The 17,988-nt window shown below is 66.4% G+C and carries 15 protein-coding genes and 1 pseudogene; 11 read left to right on the top strand and 5 right to left on the bottom strand.

Annotated elements, in window-relative coordinates; all coding sequences use genetic code 11:
- Positions 1–102 precede the first annotated feature (102 nt).
- The gene (locus BKG60_RS28440) at positions 103–1,887 is read left to right on the top strand and encodes a hydroxysqualene dehydroxylase (protein WP_075910256.1); all 1,785 of its coding nucleotides are present in this window, start codon (positions 103–105) and stop codon (positions 1,885–1,887) included.
- Positions 1,888–1,955: 68 nt separating this feature from the next.
- Here the strand turns inward: BKG60_RS28440 and tnpB are convergent, their stop codons facing one another.
- Both tnpB and BKG60_RS28430 read right to left on the bottom strand, forming a co-directional pair.
- Positions 1,956–3,419 carry an IS607 family element RNA-guided endonuclease TnpB gene (gene tnpB, locus BKG60_RS28435; protein WP_075910255.1) on the bottom strand — a complete coding sequence of 488 codons (1,464 nt, stop codon included), beginning with the start codon at positions 3,417–3,419 and terminating at the stop codon, positions 1,956–1,958.
- Positions 3,412–3,994 (bottom strand): annotated as a pseudogene (locus BKG60_RS28430) (IS607 family transposase). The gene tnpB and the pseudogene BKG60_RS28430 overlap by 8 nt, the downstream one beginning before the upstream one ends.
- Before the next feature lie 72 nt (positions 3,995–4,066).
- On the opposite strand from BKG60_RS28430, the gene BKG60_RS28425 reads away from it, so the two are divergent.
- From BKG60_RS28425 to BKG60_RS28415, 3 genes are all read left to right on the top strand, one after another.
- On the top strand, positions 4,067–4,999 hold the full coding sequence (locus BKG60_RS28425) for a CobW family GTP-binding protein (protein WP_075910253.1): 933 nt from the start codon (positions 4,067–4,069) through the stop codon (positions 4,997–4,999).
- A gap of 60 nt (positions 5,000–5,059) precedes the next feature.
- The gene (ppnP, locus tag BKG60_RS28420) at positions 5,060–5,341 is read left to right on the top strand and encodes a pyrimidine/purine nucleoside phosphorylase (protein ID WP_075910252.1); all 282 of its coding nucleotides are present in this window, start codon (positions 5,060–5,062) and stop codon (positions 5,339–5,341) included.
- Positions 5,342–5,475: 134 nt separating this feature from the next.
- Entirely contained in the window at positions 5,476–5,958 is a 483-nt protein-coding gene (locus tag BKG60_RS28415) for a TspO/MBR family protein (RefSeq protein ID WP_070946788.1), read from the top strand.
- A 5-nt stretch (positions 5,959–5,963) separates the two neighbouring features.
- Here the strand turns inward: BKG60_RS28415 and menJ are convergent, their stop codons facing one another.
- Complete coding sequence (gene menJ, locus BKG60_RS28410; protein WP_075910251.1) at positions 5,964–7,220, bottom strand: menaquinone reductase; 1,257 nt, start codon at positions 7,218–7,220, stop codon at positions 5,964–5,966.
- Between the two features lie 21 nt (positions 7,221–7,241).
- On the opposite strand from menJ, the gene grcC1 reads away from it, so the two are divergent.
- Positions 7,242–8,249 carry a nonaprenyl/(2E,6E)-farnesyl/geranylgeranyl diphosphat synthase gene (gene grcC1 / locus BKG60_RS28405; protein WP_207553904.1) on the top strand — a complete coding sequence of 336 codons (1,008 nt, stop codon included), beginning with the start codon at positions 7,242–7,244 and terminating at the stop codon, positions 8,247–8,249.
- A gap of 100 nt (positions 8,250–8,349) precedes the next feature.
- A complete protein-coding gene (gene htpX / locus BKG60_RS28400; protein ID WP_070187062.1) occupies positions 8,350–9,225 on the top strand; it encodes a zinc metalloprotease HtpX in 876 nt (291 codons plus the stop codon).
- Between the two features lie 267 nt (positions 9,226–9,492).
- Here htpX and BKG60_RS28395 read toward each other — a convergent pair whose 3' ends face one another.
- Positions 9,493–11,658: a SulP family inorganic anion transporter gene (locus tag BKG60_RS28395; RefSeq protein WP_083650365.1), complete on the bottom strand. Its 2,166-nt coding sequence runs from the start codon at positions 11,656–11,658 to the stop codon at positions 9,493–9,495.
- 477 nt (positions 11,659–12,135) lie between these two features.
- Between BKG60_RS28395 and BKG60_RS28390 the strand changes: the two genes are divergently transcribed.
- From BKG60_RS28390 to BKG60_RS28375, 4 genes are all read left to right on the top strand, one after another.
- Complete coding sequence (locus BKG60_RS28390) at positions 12,136–12,909, top strand: response regulator transcription factor (RefSeq protein WP_075910249.1); 774 nt, start codon at positions 12,136–12,138, stop codon at positions 12,907–12,909.
- 7 nt (positions 12,910–12,916) lie between these two features.
- Entirely contained in the window at positions 12,917–14,431 is a 1,515-nt protein-coding gene (locus tag BKG60_RS28385; protein ID WP_075910248.1) for a sensor histidine kinase, read from the top strand.
- A 117-nt stretch (positions 14,432–14,548) separates the two neighbouring features.
- Positions 14,549–14,869 carry a hypothetical protein gene (locus tag BKG60_RS28380; protein WP_075910247.1) on the top strand — a complete coding sequence of 107 codons (321 nt, stop codon included), beginning with the start codon at positions 14,549–14,551 and terminating at the stop codon, positions 14,867–14,869.
- 50 nt (positions 14,870–14,919) lie between these two features.
- Positions 14,920–15,435 carry a hypothetical protein gene (locus tag BKG60_RS28375; RefSeq protein WP_070187067.1) on the top strand — a complete coding sequence of 172 codons (516 nt, stop codon included), beginning with the start codon at positions 14,920–14,922 and terminating at the stop codon, positions 15,433–15,435.
- 16 nt (positions 15,436–15,451) lie between these two features.
- On the opposite strand, the gene BKG60_RS28370 is transcribed toward BKG60_RS28375, so the two are convergent.
- The gene (locus BKG60_RS28370) at positions 15,452–16,477 is read right to left on the bottom strand and encodes an NAD(P)H-dependent glycerol-3-phosphate dehydrogenase (RefSeq protein WP_070187068.1); all 1,026 of its coding nucleotides are present in this window, start codon (positions 16,475–16,477) and stop codon (positions 15,452–15,454) included.
- Between the two features lie 641 nt (positions 16,478–17,118).
- On the opposite strand from BKG60_RS28370, the gene BKG60_RS28365 reads away from it, so the two are divergent.
- Positions 17,119–17,988, top strand: a complete 870-nt coding sequence (locus BKG60_RS28365; protein ID WP_070187069.1) for an MlaE family ABC transporter permease — start codon at positions 17,119–17,121, stop codon at positions 17,986–17,988.

Below are 17,988 nucleotides of genomic sequence, written 5' to 3'. Positions count from 1 at the left end.
CATTGTTTTGGAAAGGTGCAACTCGGCGTGTCGGGTGGGGGACGACGCAGAACCGGGATTAACTTAGCGCCCACTAGGTTGCCGAGCTGAGGTGGTATCGGTATGTCGGGTGGAATTGGGGAACGTCACATCTCGCGGCGCTCGTTCTTGGCCGGCACGGCCACGGCGGGCGTTGCCGCAGCGGCGCTGAGCACACCGGGGACCGCGCGATCGGCCCCAGGGGCCGCCGTCGCGATATTCGGTGCCGGGGTGGCCGGACTGACCGCCGCGCACGAATTGGCCGAACGCGGATACCGCGTCACGGTGTTCGAACGGAAAGCGTTGGGCGGCAAGGCGCGGTCGATACCCGCACCGAGCCCGACGGGCAGTCCGCTGCCGGCCGAGCACGGCTTCCGGTTCTTCCCGGGGTTCTATCGCAACGTCACCGACACCATGCGGCGCATCCCTTTTGCCGGCAACACGTTCGGGGTCTGGCAGAACCTGACCCGGGCCACGTCGTACCTGCATTCCGGGCTGGGACGGGCGGATCTGACCATCCCGCTGCCATTTCCGATTCCGACGCTGCCCAATCCGATCACCCCGAAGGCTTTCACCGAGTCGGTGGCCGCGGTGTTCCAGACGTTGTTCCGGCTGCCCCCGCTGGAGGCGGTGTATGCCGCACAGAAGCTCGCGGTCTACGTGACCAGCTGCGACGAACGCAAGCTCGGCCAGTGGGACAACATGACGTGGGAGAAGTACATCGGTGCCGACAAGAAGTCGAAGGAGTACAACCGCTACCTGGCCGACGGCATCATTCGCAACCTGGCCGCCTCGAAATCCAAAGACGCCAGCGCACATTCGATCGGTCTGGTCGGGGAGGCCTCGGTGTGGTCGATCCTGCTGTTGGGCAACGACATCGACAACAAGGGATTCGACCGGGTGCTCAACGGACCCACGAGCCTGCAGTGGCTCGACCCGTGGGTGACCCATCTGCAGTCGATGGGCGTGACGTTCCGGGTCGGGCAGGCGCTGGCCCGGCTGACCCCCAATGGCCGCCACATCGCGTCGGCGACGGTCGTGGACGCCAACGGGGTGGCCCAACCGGTGGTGGCCGACTGGTACATCTCGGCGGTGCCGTGCGAGAAACTCGCGGCGGTGCTCACCCCGGACGTCATCGCCGCCGACCCGAAGCTGGCCTCGGTGGCCGCGCTACGCACCGAGTGGATGAACGGTCTGATGTTCTTTCTGCGGGAACGCGTCGACGTCACCAAGGGCCACGTCAACTATGTCGACTCGGGCTGGGGCATCACCTCCATCAGCGAGGCCCAGTTCTGGAAACGGCCACTGACCTCCTACGGCGACGGAACCGTCAGGGACTGCCTGTCGGCGATCCTCTCGGACTGGAGCACCCCGGGGAATTTCAACGGCCGCAGCGCCCGGGAGTGCACGCCCCCGCAGATCGCGGCCGAGGCCTGGACGCAGATCAAGGCTCATCTCAACGACACCGGCACGGTGCTGACCGACGCCATGCTGCACTCGTGGTTCCTGGATCCGTCGATCATCGACTCGGGCACGCCCAATGTGCGCAACGACGAGCCGCTGTTCATCCAGGACCCGGGCTCATGGGCGCGTCGACCGGAAGCGACGACCGGGATCGACAACCTCTTCCTGGCCGGCGAGTGGATCAAGACCGACCAGAACGTCACGACGATGGAGGGCGCCAACGAGGGCGGACGCTATGCGGCCAACGGGGTGCTGTTGGCCTCGGGCTACAACGGCCCCAAGGTCAAGATCGTCGAGCTGTTCCAGGCCCCGTGGTGGGGCCCGTTCAAGGCCGCCGACAAGGCGCGCTACCGGGCCCGGCTACCCCACGCGCTCGACATCGTCGACGCCCGCTGGCCGACCTGACCTGCTTACTGAAAACAGTTCCCGATAACCGTTGCCGTTTGGTGTGCGAATGTGAGTTCGCTTGTTCATCAGGCAGCCTCGCCTTGCGGTGAGGCGGTCCCCGTCTGATCCACCGACCGGTGGTGCGGGGTTGACGTTTCATCGCCGGCTGCGTTGCCCGCTGGCGCGGGGTCGGTCTCACGCGTGGCTCCACGTCCTGCCGCCGGGCCACTCCCGGCGGGACCCTGTTCACCCACAGCTGGTGTGGGTACGCCGAGTCGGGCGAGATTGATCGCAGCACCCAGATCACGATCGATCCGGATACCACAGCCGTCACACTCGAAGATCCGGTCGGCCAGGGTGAGGTTTGGCTTTCGCCTCCCACAGGCCGTGCATGTCTTCGACGACGGATAGAACCGGTCAGCAGCCACCAGAGTGCTGCCGTACCAACGACTTTTGTAGCTCAGCATGCGCCGGATCTCGGCCAGAGCAGCATCAGCCAAGGCGCGATTCAAACCCCGCTTGCGGGCGCCTCCCTTGGCCCGCAAGCCTGCCGCGTTCAAGGTTTCGACCACCACCACATCGTGGGACTGGGCCAGGGCGGTGGTGGCCTTGTGCAGCACGTCACGGCGCACCGCCGCGACGTGGGCGTGGGTGCGGCCGATCCGATCCTGGGTGCGCCGCCACCGCTTCGACGGGACCTGCTTGGTCTTGGTAGCAGGGTCATACGGGCCGTGCTGGCGGGCCGCTCGGCGCTGCAGCGCCCGCAACCGAGATTGCGCGGCGCTCAGCGACTTCGGCGCAGCGATACGATCGACTTCAACCCCGTCCGGGGTCGCGATGACCAGCAGACTGTCGGCCTTCACCCCGACATCGACACCCACCACCGCATGGGCCGACCGCCGTGCATGCGCCGGCCGCGTCTTGGCCTCCACAATCACCTGCAGAGCGCAGTACCAGCGCCCGGCAGAGTCGCAGCGCACGGTGACCGACAAGATCCGCGCCGACCCCGCCTCAACACGACGGGCCAGCTTGCGGGTCGATTCATGGGTCCGGACCGCACCCAGCCGCGGCAACCTGACGTGGCGGCGGTCGGCCTCGATCCGGATCACCCCGGTGGTGAACCGCACCGAGCGTGGTGCCCGGGAGGTCTTGAACCGGGGGAACCCGACGGCGCGGCCCTTGCGCTCACCGGTACGGGCCTTCGACCACGCATCGAGTCCGCGGGCCAACCCATCCAGGCCGGTGTTGTAGGCCTCCTTCGAGTTCTCGGCCCACCACGGCGCGCATGAGGCCTTGCATTGATTCCAGGCCTTGCGCAGCGCCGGCAACGACCACCCCAACCCCGGCGTCAACTCGGCCTCGTCGATGCCGTAGCTGCGTTCAGCGTCTCGTTGAGCCAGCACGGCCTTCACCAACGCCAACATGTGATTGTGCGCGAAACGTGCTGCACCAGCATGAGACACCAACCCGCGCAATTGTGTGGGGGTTGGATCCAACGCGAACCGATACGCCTGCGCCGTCCACCCCTGGGGGATCTCGAACCTAGCCACCAGCAACCACCTCGGCCTGTTTGGTGGCGGTCACCGCGCCCATCGCCCGGTTGCGCGCACCGCGGCGGCCGTACAGGGGCGCACACATCAAGGTCAGCACCTCGATCATGTCACGCACCAGATCATCGACAGTCTCGCCCTGATCGGTGACGATGATCCTGCGACCCTGGGCGGACAACGCGGCTTCGAGGTGCTCCACCCCCAAGCGCGCCAACCGGTCCCGATGCTCCACGACCACCACCGAAGCAGACGGGTCCGACAAAATCCTGCGCAACCTCGGCCGCTTGCCGTTCAGGCCCGACCCCACCTCACACACCACCTCGCCGACCACATGGCCATTCGCGGTAGCCCAGTCCGCCAACCGTGCAACCTGCCGGTCCAGATCCTGCCGTTGAACATGTGAGGACACCCGCGCATAGACGACTGCGCAACCAGCCTCCCCAGACTCTGGCGCATCGACCCGGATCGTCCCCGACTCCAAGCGGCGAACCGGCACCGGCATCCGGTCCTCACGAAACCACCGGCACGCCGTCTGCGGACGCACACCATTCGCGCGCCCACTCAGACAACTTCACACCCAATGAAACTGACAGTCGATCACATTTACTCACACCACACCGAACAGTTCGCAACCCTACGATGGCCCGGTGACATCGGTACCTGTGCTGGCGGTCGCCGGTCATCTCGGCGCCGGGAAGACCACGCTGCTCAACCACCTGCTGCGCAACGGCCGCGGTGTCCGCATCGGTGCACTGGTGAACGACTTCGGCGCGGTCAACATCGACGCCATGCTGGTGGCCGGTCAGGTCGATGCGATGGCGTCGCTGACCAACGGGTGCATCTGCTGCGCGGTCGACGACGACGAAGTCAGCGAGATGCTGGGCAAGCTCGCAGCCGTCAAACCCCGGCTGGATCTGATCGTGGTGGAGGCCAGCGGAGTGGCCGAACCGGGCGCCCTGGCCCGCACCATCATCACCGCTGACGATCCCCGCTTCCATTACGCCGGCCTGGTCCTGGTCCTCGACGGCCTGCAACCCGACCTCCGCCACGGGTTGCCGGTCGCCGATCTCGTGGTACTCAACAAGGCCTCCGCGTGCCCCGACATCGACGGCGTGCACACACGGATCCGCGAACTCAACCCTCGGGTTCCGGTGCTGCCCACCGATTTTGCCCGCATCGACCCGGGGCTGCTGATCGATCCCCCGGAGCGGGCGCCGCAAGCCCAGCTGTCCTTCGACGAGCTGTTGCGCGACGAGCATGATCACGACCATCCCGAGTATCAGAGCGTCGAGTTCCGCACCGATGACGTGGTGAACCCCCGCCTGTTCCTGGAGTTTCTGCGGGATCGGCCCGAGGGGCTTTACCGCGCCAAGGGTTTCGTCGACTTCGGGTCGCAGCGATTCCTGGTGCAGCTGGTCGGCAGTTCGCTGCGCTTCGAGAAGCGTCGCCAGGCCGGTACCGAGTTGGTGCTGATCGGCACCGGCATGGACACGTCGGCGTTGCTTGCCGAGCTGCAGCGGTGCGCCGGTGCTCCTGCCGACGAGAATGCGATGCTCGGGGTGCTCAAGTACGTGGTGTAGCCCGCGGCGATGGTGTCGGACACCGGTATCCTGGCCGCTCACACGAGTTCAAGGAGCCGCATGTTCAGGGTCAACGAGTACTTCGGTGGCGATGTCGCCTCGATCGGCTTCACCACGCCGGAGGGAGACGCGACCGTGGGCGTCATGGCCGTGGGTGAGTACGAGTTCGGCACCTCCCAGCTCGAGATCATGCGGGTGGTCTCGGGTGCGCTGACCGTCAAGCTGCCCGGCAGCCAGCAGTGGGAAACCTTCGCCGCCGGAACGCAATTCACCGTGCCCGCCGACAGCAAGTTCCAGGTGCGCGTGGAGACCGAGACGGCCTACCTGTGCGAGTACCGCTGAGCTCGCGCTCCGCTGGCGTCCCGGCGCGCCGCTTTCTGCCTCCGGGTTGTTCCCAGGCGTGAGGCGCAGCCACGTCGTAGAAAGCGACGGGCGGCGACGTGTGCCGACCACCCGATCCGGGTAAGTAGTCACCTATGCGACCGATCACCCTGGCCAAGACGGCCTCTGCGGCATTGACCACTGCGTTCGTCGGCGGGCTGGCCAGCCGCCCCGCCCAGTCCACGTGGTACGAGCGGCTGCGAAAGCCGTCCTTTCAGCCTCCGCGACAAGCGTTTCCGATCGTCTGGCCGATCCTGTACGCCGGCATTGCGGTGGTGTCGGCCCGCACCATCGACCGGTTGCGCGCCGACGGCCAGGCCGACCAGGCTCGCGCTTACACGGCGGCGCTGGGCGCGAACCTCGTCGTCAACGCCGCGTGGTCGTGGGTGTTCTTCTCCCGTCGCCGACTCGGCGCCGCAGCGCTCACGGCCGCGGCGCTGACGGCCAGCAGCGCGGATCTGACCCGTCGCGCGGTACAGGCCCAAGGTGCCCCCGGCGCCATCCTGACGCCATATCCGCTGTGGTGTGCCTTTGCGACGGCGCTGTCCACCCGGATCTGGATGCTCAACCGCGAATAGACGGATCAGCTGAACGGTTTGCGCTGATCCAATCGCCGCGATGCCAGCCCCGCGCCGCGCCAGACTCTGGCCACCCAGTCGTTGTCCTCTTCGGTGACCAGATTGCCCATCACTCGCACGGCGATGTTCATCAGGAACGACGAGCGCACCGCGAGCGGGCCGGAGGCCGGCAGGAACCGGGGCAGGGTGAGCAGCAGCGCCAACCGCCGGGCGATGGAGAAGCCCTGGGCGTAATGGTCCTGCAGCAGCGCGGGCCAGGCCTGTGAACAGTCGTCGGACCCCAGCATTTCGGCGGCCAGCCTGCCGGTTTCCAGCCCGTAGTCGATGCCCTCGCCGTTGAGCGGGTTGATGCATGCCGCCGCGTCGCCGACCAGCATCCAGTTGGGTCCGGCCACCCCGGACACCGCGCCGCCCATCGGCAGCAGCGCCGACAGCGCGGCCCTCGGCTCCCCGGAGAATCCCCATTCCTCGCGGCGCAACTGGGTGTAGTAGGACAGCAGTGGCCGCAGGGCCGCGTGGGCGGGCCGTTTCGCCGTCGCCAGGGCGCCCACCCCGATGTTCACCTCACCGTTGCCCAGCGGGAAGATCCAGCCGTAGCCGGGCAGCACCTGGCCTTCGGGGGAGCGCAGCTCCAGATGCGAGGTGATCCACGGCTCGTCGGCGCGCGGGGTGGTGAGGTAGCCCCGGATGGCGGTGCCGTACACGGTCTCCTTGTGCCACGTACGACCGAGCATGCGGCCCAGGGGGGAGCGGGCCCCGTCGGCCACGATCAGGTGCGTGCAGCCGATGGTGGCGCCGTCGTCGAGCTGCACGGACTCGACGTGACCGCGCGAGTCATGGCTCACCCCAACCACTTTGGCGCCGAGTCGCATCTTCGCGCCGTCGTCGGCGGCGACCGAGCGGATGCGGTCGTCGAGTTCGGTGCGCGGTACCGCGCTTCCGGTTGACGGGAACGACGGCCCGGGCCACCGCACCTCGACGTCGGCACCGAATCCCGACATCCGCAGGCCGTGGTGCCGGATCCGGGTGTCGAGCCAGGGCCCCATGCCGAGTCGTTCCAGCTCGGCGACCGCCCGCGGTGTCAGCCCGTCGCCGCAGGACTTGTCCCTCGGGAACTGCGCCGCATCGATGACCAGCACGTCGCGACCGGCTCGGGCCGCCCACGCGGCGGCCGCCGACCCGGCCGGTCCGGCGCCCACCACGACCACGTCTGCCTGTGTATATCCCCGGGTCGCTGCGCTCCTGCCCGCCGGTGCATCCATGTCCCCCAGTATGTTGGACGAATGAGGACACCAGCGACTGTGGTGGCAGGCGTTGATTTCGGGGACGCGGCGTTCGCCGTCGAAGTCCGGGACAGCGTCGCCAGGATCGAACAACTGATGTCTGACGAGCTGGGCAAAGCCGATGAGCTCATGGCCGAGGCCGTCCAGCATCTGTTCCAGGCCGGCGGAAAACGGTTCCGTCCGTTGTTCACCGTGCTCTCGGCGTCGCTGGGCCCCCGGCCCGGCGATCCGGAGGTCACGATCGCCGGCGCGGTCATCGAGCTGGTGCACCTGGCCACGCTGTACCACGACGACGTGATGGATGAGGCCCAGATGCGGCGGGGGGCGGCCAGCGCCAACGCCCGGTGGGGCAACAACATCGCCATCCTGGCCGGCGACTACTTGTTCGCCACGGCGTCGCGGCTGGTTTCGCTGCTCGGACCGGACGCGGTGCGTGTGATTGCCGACACATTCGCGCAGCTGGTGACCGGACAGATGCGCGAGACTCGCGGCGCGGCCGAGCATGTCGACTCCGTCGACCACTACCTCAAGGTGGTCTACGAGAAGACCGCGTGCCTGATCGCCGCCTCCGGACGGTTCGGGGCGACATTCTCCGGTGCCGACGCCGACCAGGTCGACCGGCTGCACCGGCTGGGCGGGATCGTGGGCACCGCGTTCCAGATCTCCGACGACATCATCGACATCGACAGCGATCCCGATGAATCGGGCAAGGTGCCGGGCACTGACCTGCGCGAGGGTGTGCACACCCTGCCGGTGCTGTATGCGCTGCGCGAGTCCGGCCCGGGTTCCGATCGGTTGCGGGAGTTGCTGGCCGGCCCGGTCGAGCGTGACGAGGACGTTGCCGAGGCACTGGCGTTGCTGCGGCAATCGGCCGGCATGGCACGCGCCAAGGAGACGGTCGCCGAGTACGCGGCACAGGCCCGCGCCGAGCTTGCGGGCCTGCCGGCCGGGCCCGGTCGTGACGCGTTGGCCGCCCTCGTGGACTACACGGTGAACCGCCACGGCTGATTTTCGACGGTGAACCGTCACGGCTGTTCTGGAACCACGGACGGTAACTGAGCGTTTAATCAGCGATGGTTGCCGAGTAGTTGCCTAGGAGGAAACTGCGATGACGTGGAACCCGCACGCGAACCGGATCAAGACATTCTTCCTGCTGGTCGGGATGTCGGCGTTGATCGTCTTCGTCGGTTCGCTGTTCGGCCGCAACGTGATGTACCTGGCGGTCCTGTTCGCCGTGGGCATGAACGCCTACGTGTATTTCAACAGCGACAAGATGGCGCTGCGTGCGATGCATGCCCAGCCGATCACCGAGGTGCAGGCGCCGGAGATCTATCGGATCGTGCGGGAGTTGGCCACCACGGCCCATCAGCCGATGCCACGGCTGTACATCTCCGACACCGCGAACCCGAATGCGTTCGCCACCGGCCGCAATCCACGCAATGCCGCGGTGTGCTGTACCACCGGCATTCTGCAGCTCCTCAACGAGCGTGAGTTGCGTGCGGTTCTCGGGCATGAGCTCTCACACGTCTACAACCGCGACATCCTGATCTCGTGTGTGGCCGGCGCGATGGCATCGGTGATCACCGCTCTGGCCAACATGGCCATGTTCGCCGGAATGTTCGGTGGTAACCGTGAAGGATCGAATCCTCTTGCCCTGCTCCTGGTTTCACTGCTCGGACCGATAGCGGCCACCGTGGTGCGGATGGCGGTATCCCGCCAGCGGGAATATCAGGCCGACCAGTCCGGTGCCGAATTGACCGGTGATCCACTGGCATTGGCCTCGGCACTGCGCAAGATCTCCGGTGGTGTGGAGGCGGCCCCGCTGCCTCCACAGCCCCAGTTGGCCGATCAGGCGCATCTGATGATCGCCAGCCCGTTCCGCGCCGGCGAGCGTATCGGCAAGCTGTTCTCGACCCACCCGCCGATGGCCGACCGGATCCGTCGCCTGGAGGACATGGCCGGCCGCGGCCCTGGCCACTACTGACCTTCTCTGGCCTCTCGTCGCACCTGTTCACTTCGCACCGCAAGTTGCGGAGAGGACTGCTCGGATTCTCCGGCTCAATGTGCCGCCAGGATCGTCGAGAACTTTGACGAAGTTGCCAAGGACATACCACCCAGAGACGCCGGAAGGCCCTGTTGGGGAGTGTGGCCCGAGCCGGGCGTGGAGACACCACGAGCGACCGGGAAGTACGCGGATCACAGTGTCGGCGTACAACCACGGTCGCTCGTGGCAGGCGGGGAGAGGGAGCCCTTACGCGGCGTCGGCCAGGGTTTCGACGTGGGTCGGCGTCACCCGCAGCACGCCGGCGCTGGCGATGTCGTAGAACAGGCCGATCACGTTGACCCGCCGCGCCACCGGGTGCGCCTGCAGGGTCTGCACCTGCACGGCGATGTTGACCATCGACAGCTGATCCACCGTGCCGAAGCCGGCCTCGGCCGCCGAGAGCGCCACCGGGTGACGACCCTCATCGAACGCCTCCAGCGACGTATCGCCGTGCGCCAGCCAGGATTCCAGGTGTTTGTCGTCGACGTCGGTCTTGCCCAGCATCGCGGTCATCGCGCCGCAGCTGGAATGTCCGCACACCACGATCGAGGAGACATCGAGCTTGTCGACCGCGAACGCGATGGCCGCTTCGATGGAGGCGTCGGCCTGGCCCGCGGGCACCATGTTGCCGACGTTGCGCACCGTGAACAGGTCGCCGGGCCCGCTGCTGGTGATGACGTTGGGCACCACCCGCGAATCAGCGCAGGTCAAGAACAGTGTCTCGGGCCGCTGAGCATCAACCAGCTCCTGCATGTGCGGGCGCAGCACCGGGGCGGTACGGCGGTGGTAGGCGGCCAGGCCGTGCAGCACCGAAGCCGACTCCTCGCGCTGCCAGGAGCTCCACGGAACCACGCCGGAGCGCTTGTCGAACGGCGTGAAGCCACGCATCGGCGGGCCGGCGACGGCACTGGCCATCTCGACGGCACCCACGTCGTGGATGTCGACCGTGCCACCGGTGGCCACGTGCTGGCGCTGCCACTCTTCGATGGTCTCGTGGGCGGCGTGGTCGATGAAGTCGACCGACAGCTCGACTGTCACCGTGGTGCCGGACGGCACGCGCGCCAGCGCGCTGGTGAGGGTCGGCAGGGACAGGAACGTGCAGGAGCCTTCTATGGCGACGCGCCAGGTGTCCTCGCCGGTGGGTTCGGCGACGATGTTGGTCCGCACCACCCGCCAGACGGTCAGGGCGACCGCCAGGGCCAGGCCGATCAGCACACCTTCAAGCAGGTTGAGGAACACCACGCCGGTCACCGTCACCGCGTACACCGCGAAATCGCCTGTGCGTCGTGCGGTTTCGATGTGGGCGCGCTTGACCAGCTGGCAACCGATGACGATGAGCAGACCGGCCAGGGCGGCAGTCGGGATCATCTGGGCCAGACCGGCGAACGGCACGGCGAACACTAGGATCCACACTCCGTGCATGATGGCCGCCGCTCGGCTGCGGGCCCCGGCAGCCACGTTGGTGGAGCTGCGCACGATCACACCGGTGACGGGGAGACCGCCGATGGCGCCCGAAATCATGTTGGCCGTGCCCTGGCCGATCATCTCGCGGTCGAAGTTGGTGCGCGGGCCGGTGTGCATGCGGTCCACAGACACCGCCGACAGCAGGCTCTCGACGCTGGCGATCAGGGCCACGGTGAGCACGCCGGTGGCAAATGCACCCCAGTTGCCCTCGGGCAGGCTGGGCAGGGCGAGCGCGTCCAGCAGCGAGCCGTTGATCTGGATGCGGCTGACGTCGCCGAACGGTGCCAGCAAGGACAGGGCCGTGACGCCGACGATGGCCACCAGCGGACCGGGCACCTTCTTGACGGCCTTGGGGGCCCAGCGCCACGCCACCAGGATGGCGATCACCAGCGCACCCAGTACGACCCCGTGCCCGTGGGCGTTGATCAGCTGACCGGGCAGTTCGACGACGTTGGCCCAGGCCGAGCTGTTGGAGCTGCCGCCCAGCAGCACGTGGATCTGCTGCAGTGCGATGGTGATGCCGATGCCGGCGAGCATCGCGTGCACGACGACGGGGGAGATGGCCAGCGCGGCGCGCGCCACTCGGCTGAGCCCGAACAACACCTGCAGCACGCCCGCGCACACGGTGATGGCGCAGGTCACCGCCCAGCCGAACTGCGATATCAGGCCGGCGACGATCACGGTCAGCCCGGCCGCGGGCCCGCTCACCTGAAGGGGCGATCCGCCCAGGGCACCTGCGATGATGCCGCCGACGATGGCGGCGATGATGCCGGCCAGTACCGGTGCCCCCGAGGCCACGGCGATGCCCAGTGACAGGGGCAGGGCGACCAGGAACACCACCAGTGACGCCGGTAGGTCGTATCGCAGAACGGATCTCGCCCGTTCTGCGAGTTGGTTGGTTTGCTGCATGGCGCGCCTCCGTCTGGAATCGGTGATGCGCGGGCTCGCCTCGTTGCGGCCCGCGCAAAGTTATTGACGCCGTTGTCGGGGAACAACTGCGAAAGGTGTTGGAGCGCAGTGCGACACAAGTCGACTTATGGCTCACCTGTAGCTGGGTATTACCCAATTGCTGTGGGCGAGAGTATTTATCGCTGTGAGCAGGCGCAAGGAAGATTCGACCACGCATAGGGAACCCAAATGTTTCGGTGAAGTGTCCGTCCCCGCGAATATCCCTGGTGTGCAGGGAGAATCATTCAGGAAATGGCATTGGGCAGCACCAATTGTTCATCTACTCGTTTGAAACTGTATGTATCGCAAGACATTTGAGCTGGATCACCACAGGTCAGAAACGTGACGTGCATCATAGAAAACTCATAGATACGGCATTCCCTTAGAAGTCCATATGAACTCCGTGACAACACTCTGTGTACTCCGCACAATGGAGGCATGACGACGATGCCCGTTTCCCCCCGCGCCCAGCAACCCCGCCAGGCCATCCTCGGACAGTTGCCGAAGATTCACCGCACCGACGGATCAGCAATCCGAGTGTTGCTGGTTGACGACGAGCCGGCGCTGACCAACCTCGTCAAGATGGCTCTGCACTACGAAGGCTGGGAAGTCGACGTGGCGCACAACGGCCACGACGCGGTAGCAAAGTTCGACGAGATCGAGCCCGACGTCGTGGTGCTCGACATCATGCTGCCCGACATCGACGGCCTGCAGATTCTGCAACGGGTGCGGGAAGCCGACGGCTACACGCCCACGCTGTTCCTGACCGCCAGGGATTCTGTGTTGGATCGGGTCTCCGGCCTGACCGCGGGCGCCGACGACTACATGACCAAACCGTTCAGCCTCGAGGAGCTGGTGGCCCGGCTGCGGGGGCTGCTGCGCAGGTCGAGCCACACCACACCGCCGGCCGACGAGACCCTCAAGGTCGGCGACATGGTGCTCGACGGGGCCAGCCGGGAGGTCACCCGGGCCGGTGAACCGATCAACCTCACGGTGACCGAGTTCGAGTTGTTGCGCTACCTGATGCGCAACCCGCGCCGGGCGTTGAGCCGGGCCGAGATTCTCGACCGGGTGTGGAATTACGGGTTCGGTGGAAAGTCGAGCATCGTCGACCTGTACATCTCCTACCTGCGCAAGAAGGTCGACACCGACCGCGAGCCGATGATCCACACCGTGCGCGGCGTCGGATACATGCTGCGGCCGGCGTCGTGACCGGCTGATGCCGCCCAGACGCTGGGGGCCGCGCTCGCTGCGCCGGAAATTGGTGCTGGGTGTCAGTGCGATCGTCACGGTGGTGCTGTTCGCAGTCGGCGCGTTGTCGATATACAGCCTGCACACGTACGTGACGACGATGAGCGATACCGAGGTGTCGCGGTCGTTGGCCGCCTTCAGTCATTCCCACGAGAAATGGCGGGAGAGTCGGGACGAGCACGAGCTCGCGGCAGACGCCGAGGCGCTCACGGCGTTCGTCGGGCAGGCTCCGGGCAACCTGATCGCGGTGCTGCACGACGGTGTGGTGATGCAGTCGGCGGTGTTCTCCGACGGTGAGCCGCACCCGGCGCCGGCGGCGGTGACTCGGGCACTCGACCAGTACAGCTGGACCGACGAGCGTCCCCGCACGGTGAAGCTTCCGGTGCTGGGCTCCTACCGGCTGGCCAGCCAGCCTGCGGAAAACGGTGACGTGCTGGTTTCTGGGGTGTCGCTGGACAGCGCGAACCTGGTGATCGCCCGCAAAACGGTGACCGTCGGGGTGATGATCGTCATCGCCCTGATCGTCACCGCCTTGGGCACCGTCGCGGTGGTCCGCTACGCGCTGCGGCCGTTGAGCCGGGTGGCGGCGACCGCGGCCAAGGTGGCGAAACTGCCGTTGGACGGTGGCGATCATCGGATCACGACGCGGGTGCGGGACACCGATACCGATCCGGACACCGAGGTCGGCCTGGTAGGGGAAACGCTCAACCAGCTGCTGGCCAACGTCGACAGCGCGCTGGCTGCGCTGGCCGAGTCCGACCGGCGCACCCGGCAGTTCCTCACCGATGCCAGCCATGAGCTGCGTACCCCGCTGGCCGCGATCCAGGGATATGCCGAGCTGACCCGGCAGGACAGCGCAACGCTGCCGCCGACCACCGAATACGCGCTGGCCCGCATCGAAGCCGAAGCGCGACGGATGACGGGCCTGGTCAGTGACCTGCTGTTGTTGTCGCGGTTGAGTGAGGGGCAGGACCTGGAGACCGACGACATCGACCTGAGCGATCTGGTGGTCGACGCGGTCAACGACGTGGCGGTGGGTGCGCCCGAGCATCACTGGGTGGCCGAGTTGCCCGACGATCCGCTGTGGGTGCGCGGCGATCTGGCCCGGCTGCACCAAGTGGTCAGCAATCTGTTGACGAATGCCCGCATACATACGCCGCCCGGAGTGACCGTCGCAATTGCGCTCACCAAAGGTGATGAATTCGCGGAATTAACGGTTACCGACGACGGGCCGGGAATTGATGCCGAATTGTTGCCGAATCTTTTCGGTAGATTTGTGCGGGCCGATAAATCGCGGTCGCGAGAATTGGGCAGTACCGGGCTGGGTCTGGCCATCGTGGCGTCGATCGTCGAGGCGCACAACGGGACCGTGGCGGTGGCCTCGAAGCCTGGTGAAACAGTGTTTACTGTGCGTATCCCGCTGGCAGGCGAGGCTGCCCCCGACGTGGTCGGCGGGTACTCGAAACATATGAATCCGGCCTGAGTTTCCAATGTGCGCTATTCATATGCGCCCATTTGTATGCGTTCAACATGAGTCGATGGACCTGGCTGAATTACGTGCATAGGCTGAAATCAATCAGCAAGGAAGGCAGGTAGTTCAATGGGGAACTCCGTCAGGAATGGTGTCATCGCCGCGATCGGAACCGGTTTGGCCGTAGGTGCGCTGGCGGTGGCCGGACCGGCCGCGGCGGCGCCGGGTGGCACCGGGTCGGCGCAGCAGACGATCAAGCAATTGGAGGACGAGGGCTACCGCGTCATCCTGTCCCGGGTCGGCAGCGGGTCGATCAGCGACTGCAACGTCAAGGCCGTCCGTCCTGGCCGCGACATCACCGAACTCAAGGCCGCCCCGCGCGGCAACACCGAGGAGCGGGTCCGCTACACCACGGTTTACGTCGACCTCGCCTGCGGCCAGGGTAAGTAGCCCGCCCCGCAGCGGTGGACCACACCAACGCCCCGGGTTAGTGTGGCGACGTGCTGAGCAGAGTGGTGATTGGCCTGGTGAGCGCCGCGGGGGCGGCGGTGATGAGTGTGCCGCCGGTGGCGGCCGCCGAGCCGGAACCGGCTCCGGCCCTCCCCAATGTCAACGCGTATCCACCGGTCAAGACCTCTGAATACGCGGTGATGGACAACAACTGGTACGCGTTCAGCGTCCCCGAGGGGATCACCTGCGTGCTGCAGCGCAGCGGCGGTTACGGCTGCAGTGGCCCGATCCCGGCCGCGCCCAACGGCGCCAATTTGGTCAGCGGCGGGCCCGGGGTTCCCGGGTTCGCCAGCTCACCGGCCCCGGTGTTCGCCGTCGTCGACAATCCCAAGCCGTTGCCGCCGAATTCGCGGATCAGCTATCAGACGATCAGCTGCGGCACCGACGGGGTGACGACGTCGTGCATCGACGGCCGCAACCAGTCCGGTTTCGTGATCGGCCCGGCGGGCAGCTTCGTCATCGGTGAGCAGGAATCGGACTTCAAGCCCACCTTCCAGATCGGCTGAGGTCGGCCCGACGGGCTCAGAATCCGGAGCCGTGCACCTCGTGGCCCGGCTTTTCCACCAACAAGCCGCGATAGGCGTCTTCGACCGTGCTGCTGTGGTTGATCACCCGGTCGACCTCGCGGGCGATGGGCATGTTCAGCCCATATTTGTCGGCGAACTCCATGATCACGCTCGCAGCCTTGACGCCCTCGGCGACCTGATTCATCGACGCGATGATCTCGTCGATCTTCTTGCCCGCGCCCAATTGCTCGCCGACGTGACGGTTACGACTGCGCTGGCTGGTGCAGGTGACGATGAGGTCTCCCATGCCGGCCAGGCCGGCGAAGGTGTCGCGGTGCCCGCCCATCGCTTCGCCGAGTTTGGCCATCTCTCGCACCGCCCGGGCCATCACCATGGCGCGGGTGTTCTCCCCGATTCCCAGTGAATAGCCCATGCCGACGGCGATGGCGTAGACGTTCTTGAGTGCCCCGGCCATCTCCACGCCGATCACGTCGTCGGTGGTGTAGGTGCGAAACCGCCTGGTGCGGAACAAGGTTGCGATATTGGCCGCGAGGTGTTGGTCGGGCATGGCCAGCACGGCCGCGGCGGCATAGCCTTCGGCGACCTCGCGGGCGATATTGGGTCCGGCCAGGATGCCGGCCGGATGCCCGGGCAGCACCTCGTCGACGATCTCGCTCATCCGCCGGTTGGTGCCCTGTTCCAGGCCCTTGACCAGGGACACCACCGGCACCCATGGTCGCAGCTCGCGGGCCAGCTCGGTGAGCACCCCGCGGAAGCCGTGGGACGGCACGCCCATCACGATCACATCGGCGCAGTTGGCGGCCTCGCTGAAATCGTTTGTGGCCTTGAGGCTTTCGGGGAGTGCCACTTCGTTCCCCAGATAGCGCGAGTTGCGGTGGTTCTCGTTGATGTCCTTGGCGGTCTCCTCCGACCGCACCCATTGCAGGGTGGGGCCGCGCCGAGCGCAGATCGAGGCGACGGTGGTGCCCCAGGATCCTCCGCCGAGGACGACGACGTTGGGTTCTCGTTGCGCGGGTGCCATGGCGATCAGAGTATTGCCGCGAGGCCGTTGCTGAGCCCAAGTTGTCGAACTGGGTCACCTCGGGCCCGTTGCCGGCCGACGCGGCCTGTGGAAGCCGGCGGCGACGCCGGACGCCGCTGCGAGATCGGTCGAAACTCGACTGACATCGGCCGTAGTCAGTAGACTTCGGCGCAACAGCTCACCAGGCACCGCGGTGCGGCCCGTCGGCAAAATCGTGGCAACTTTTCCGACGAGTTCGGCACGATTGGCAAAGTTAACGTGCATCCCGGGTACTGATTCCGTGGTGAGTTCGTGCCGCGGGCGCGAATCCCTGACCGGTCGGGCGTGTCCCTTACGCCGGTGTCAATGGGGCTGCCGGCCCCCTGGAGGCTGAATGTGCTGCATTTACAGGTGATACACGAAGTGAAAACGTCGCCACCGTGCGGCGGCGTGACGGGCGCGGCGTGCCGGCGGACGGCGACTGATTTGCCGGAGATTGATGAGCCAACCTCGCTAAGTGAATGATAATTCGGCAAAACATTGACGGAGCACGAGCGCCGACGTTACGGTGCCAACCACTGCGAGTTATCCGGCCGGCGGTGGCCATATCTCGGCCTGGGGAGGGATTGCACTGTGTTCGTTCTGCTGCTTAATGAGAGAGGATGACGGCACCGCCCGAGCGTGTGGCTGAGGGGACCGAGGCGGAACGGGGAATCGACGCCATCGAGAACTGGGCCACCGGCTATGCCAGGCGTCATCCTCTGGCGTCACTCACCACGGTCGGCGACCAGTTCGTCCTCGGAGTCCGGACCATCCAGATTCTCTTCTTCGACCTGGTGACAGGACGCTTCCAGTGGCAGGAGTTCATCCGCCAGGGCGCCTTCATGGCCGGTACGGCCGTGCTGCCCACCGTGCTGGTGGCCCTGCCGATCGGTGTCACCCTCTCGATCCAGTTCGCCTTGCTGGCCGGGCAGGTCGGCGCGACGTCGCTGGCCGGGGCGGCCAGCGGCCTGGCCGTGATCCGGCAAGCCGCATCGCTGGTGGCAGCCGTTCTCATGGCCGCCGCGGTCGGATCGGCGATCACCGCCGACCTGGGTTCGCGCACCATGCGTGAGGAAACCGATGCCATGGAGGTCATGGGTGTTTCGGTGATCCAACGGTTGGTGGTGCCACGCTTCGTCGCCGCCATCATGATCGGCGTCGCGCTCACCGGTGTGGTGTGCTTCGTGGGATTCCTGGCGAGCTTCCTGTTCAACGTCTACTTCCAGAACGGCGCCCCCGGCAGCTTCGTGGCAACCTTCGCCTCGTTCGCCACCACCGGCGACATGATCGTGGCTCTGGTCAAGGCGGTGATCTTCGGCGCCATCGTGGCCGTGGTGTCGTGCCAGAAGGGATTGTCCACCAAGGGTGGCCCGACGGGCGTCGCGAACTCCGTGAACGCGGCGGTGGTCGAATCGATTCTGTTGCTGATGGTGGTCAACGTGGCGATCAGCCAGCTCTACATCATGTTGTTCCCCCGGGTCGGGCTGTGA

The organism is Mycobacterium syngnathidarum, from assembly GCF_001942625.1.
Lineage (GTDB): Bacteria > Actinomycetota > Actinomycetes > Mycobacteriales > Mycobacteriaceae > Mycobacterium > Mycobacterium syngnathidarum.
The sequence above is the reverse complement of the archived record's forward strand: the minus strand, read 5'-3'. Positions and strand labels throughout refer to the sequence as shown.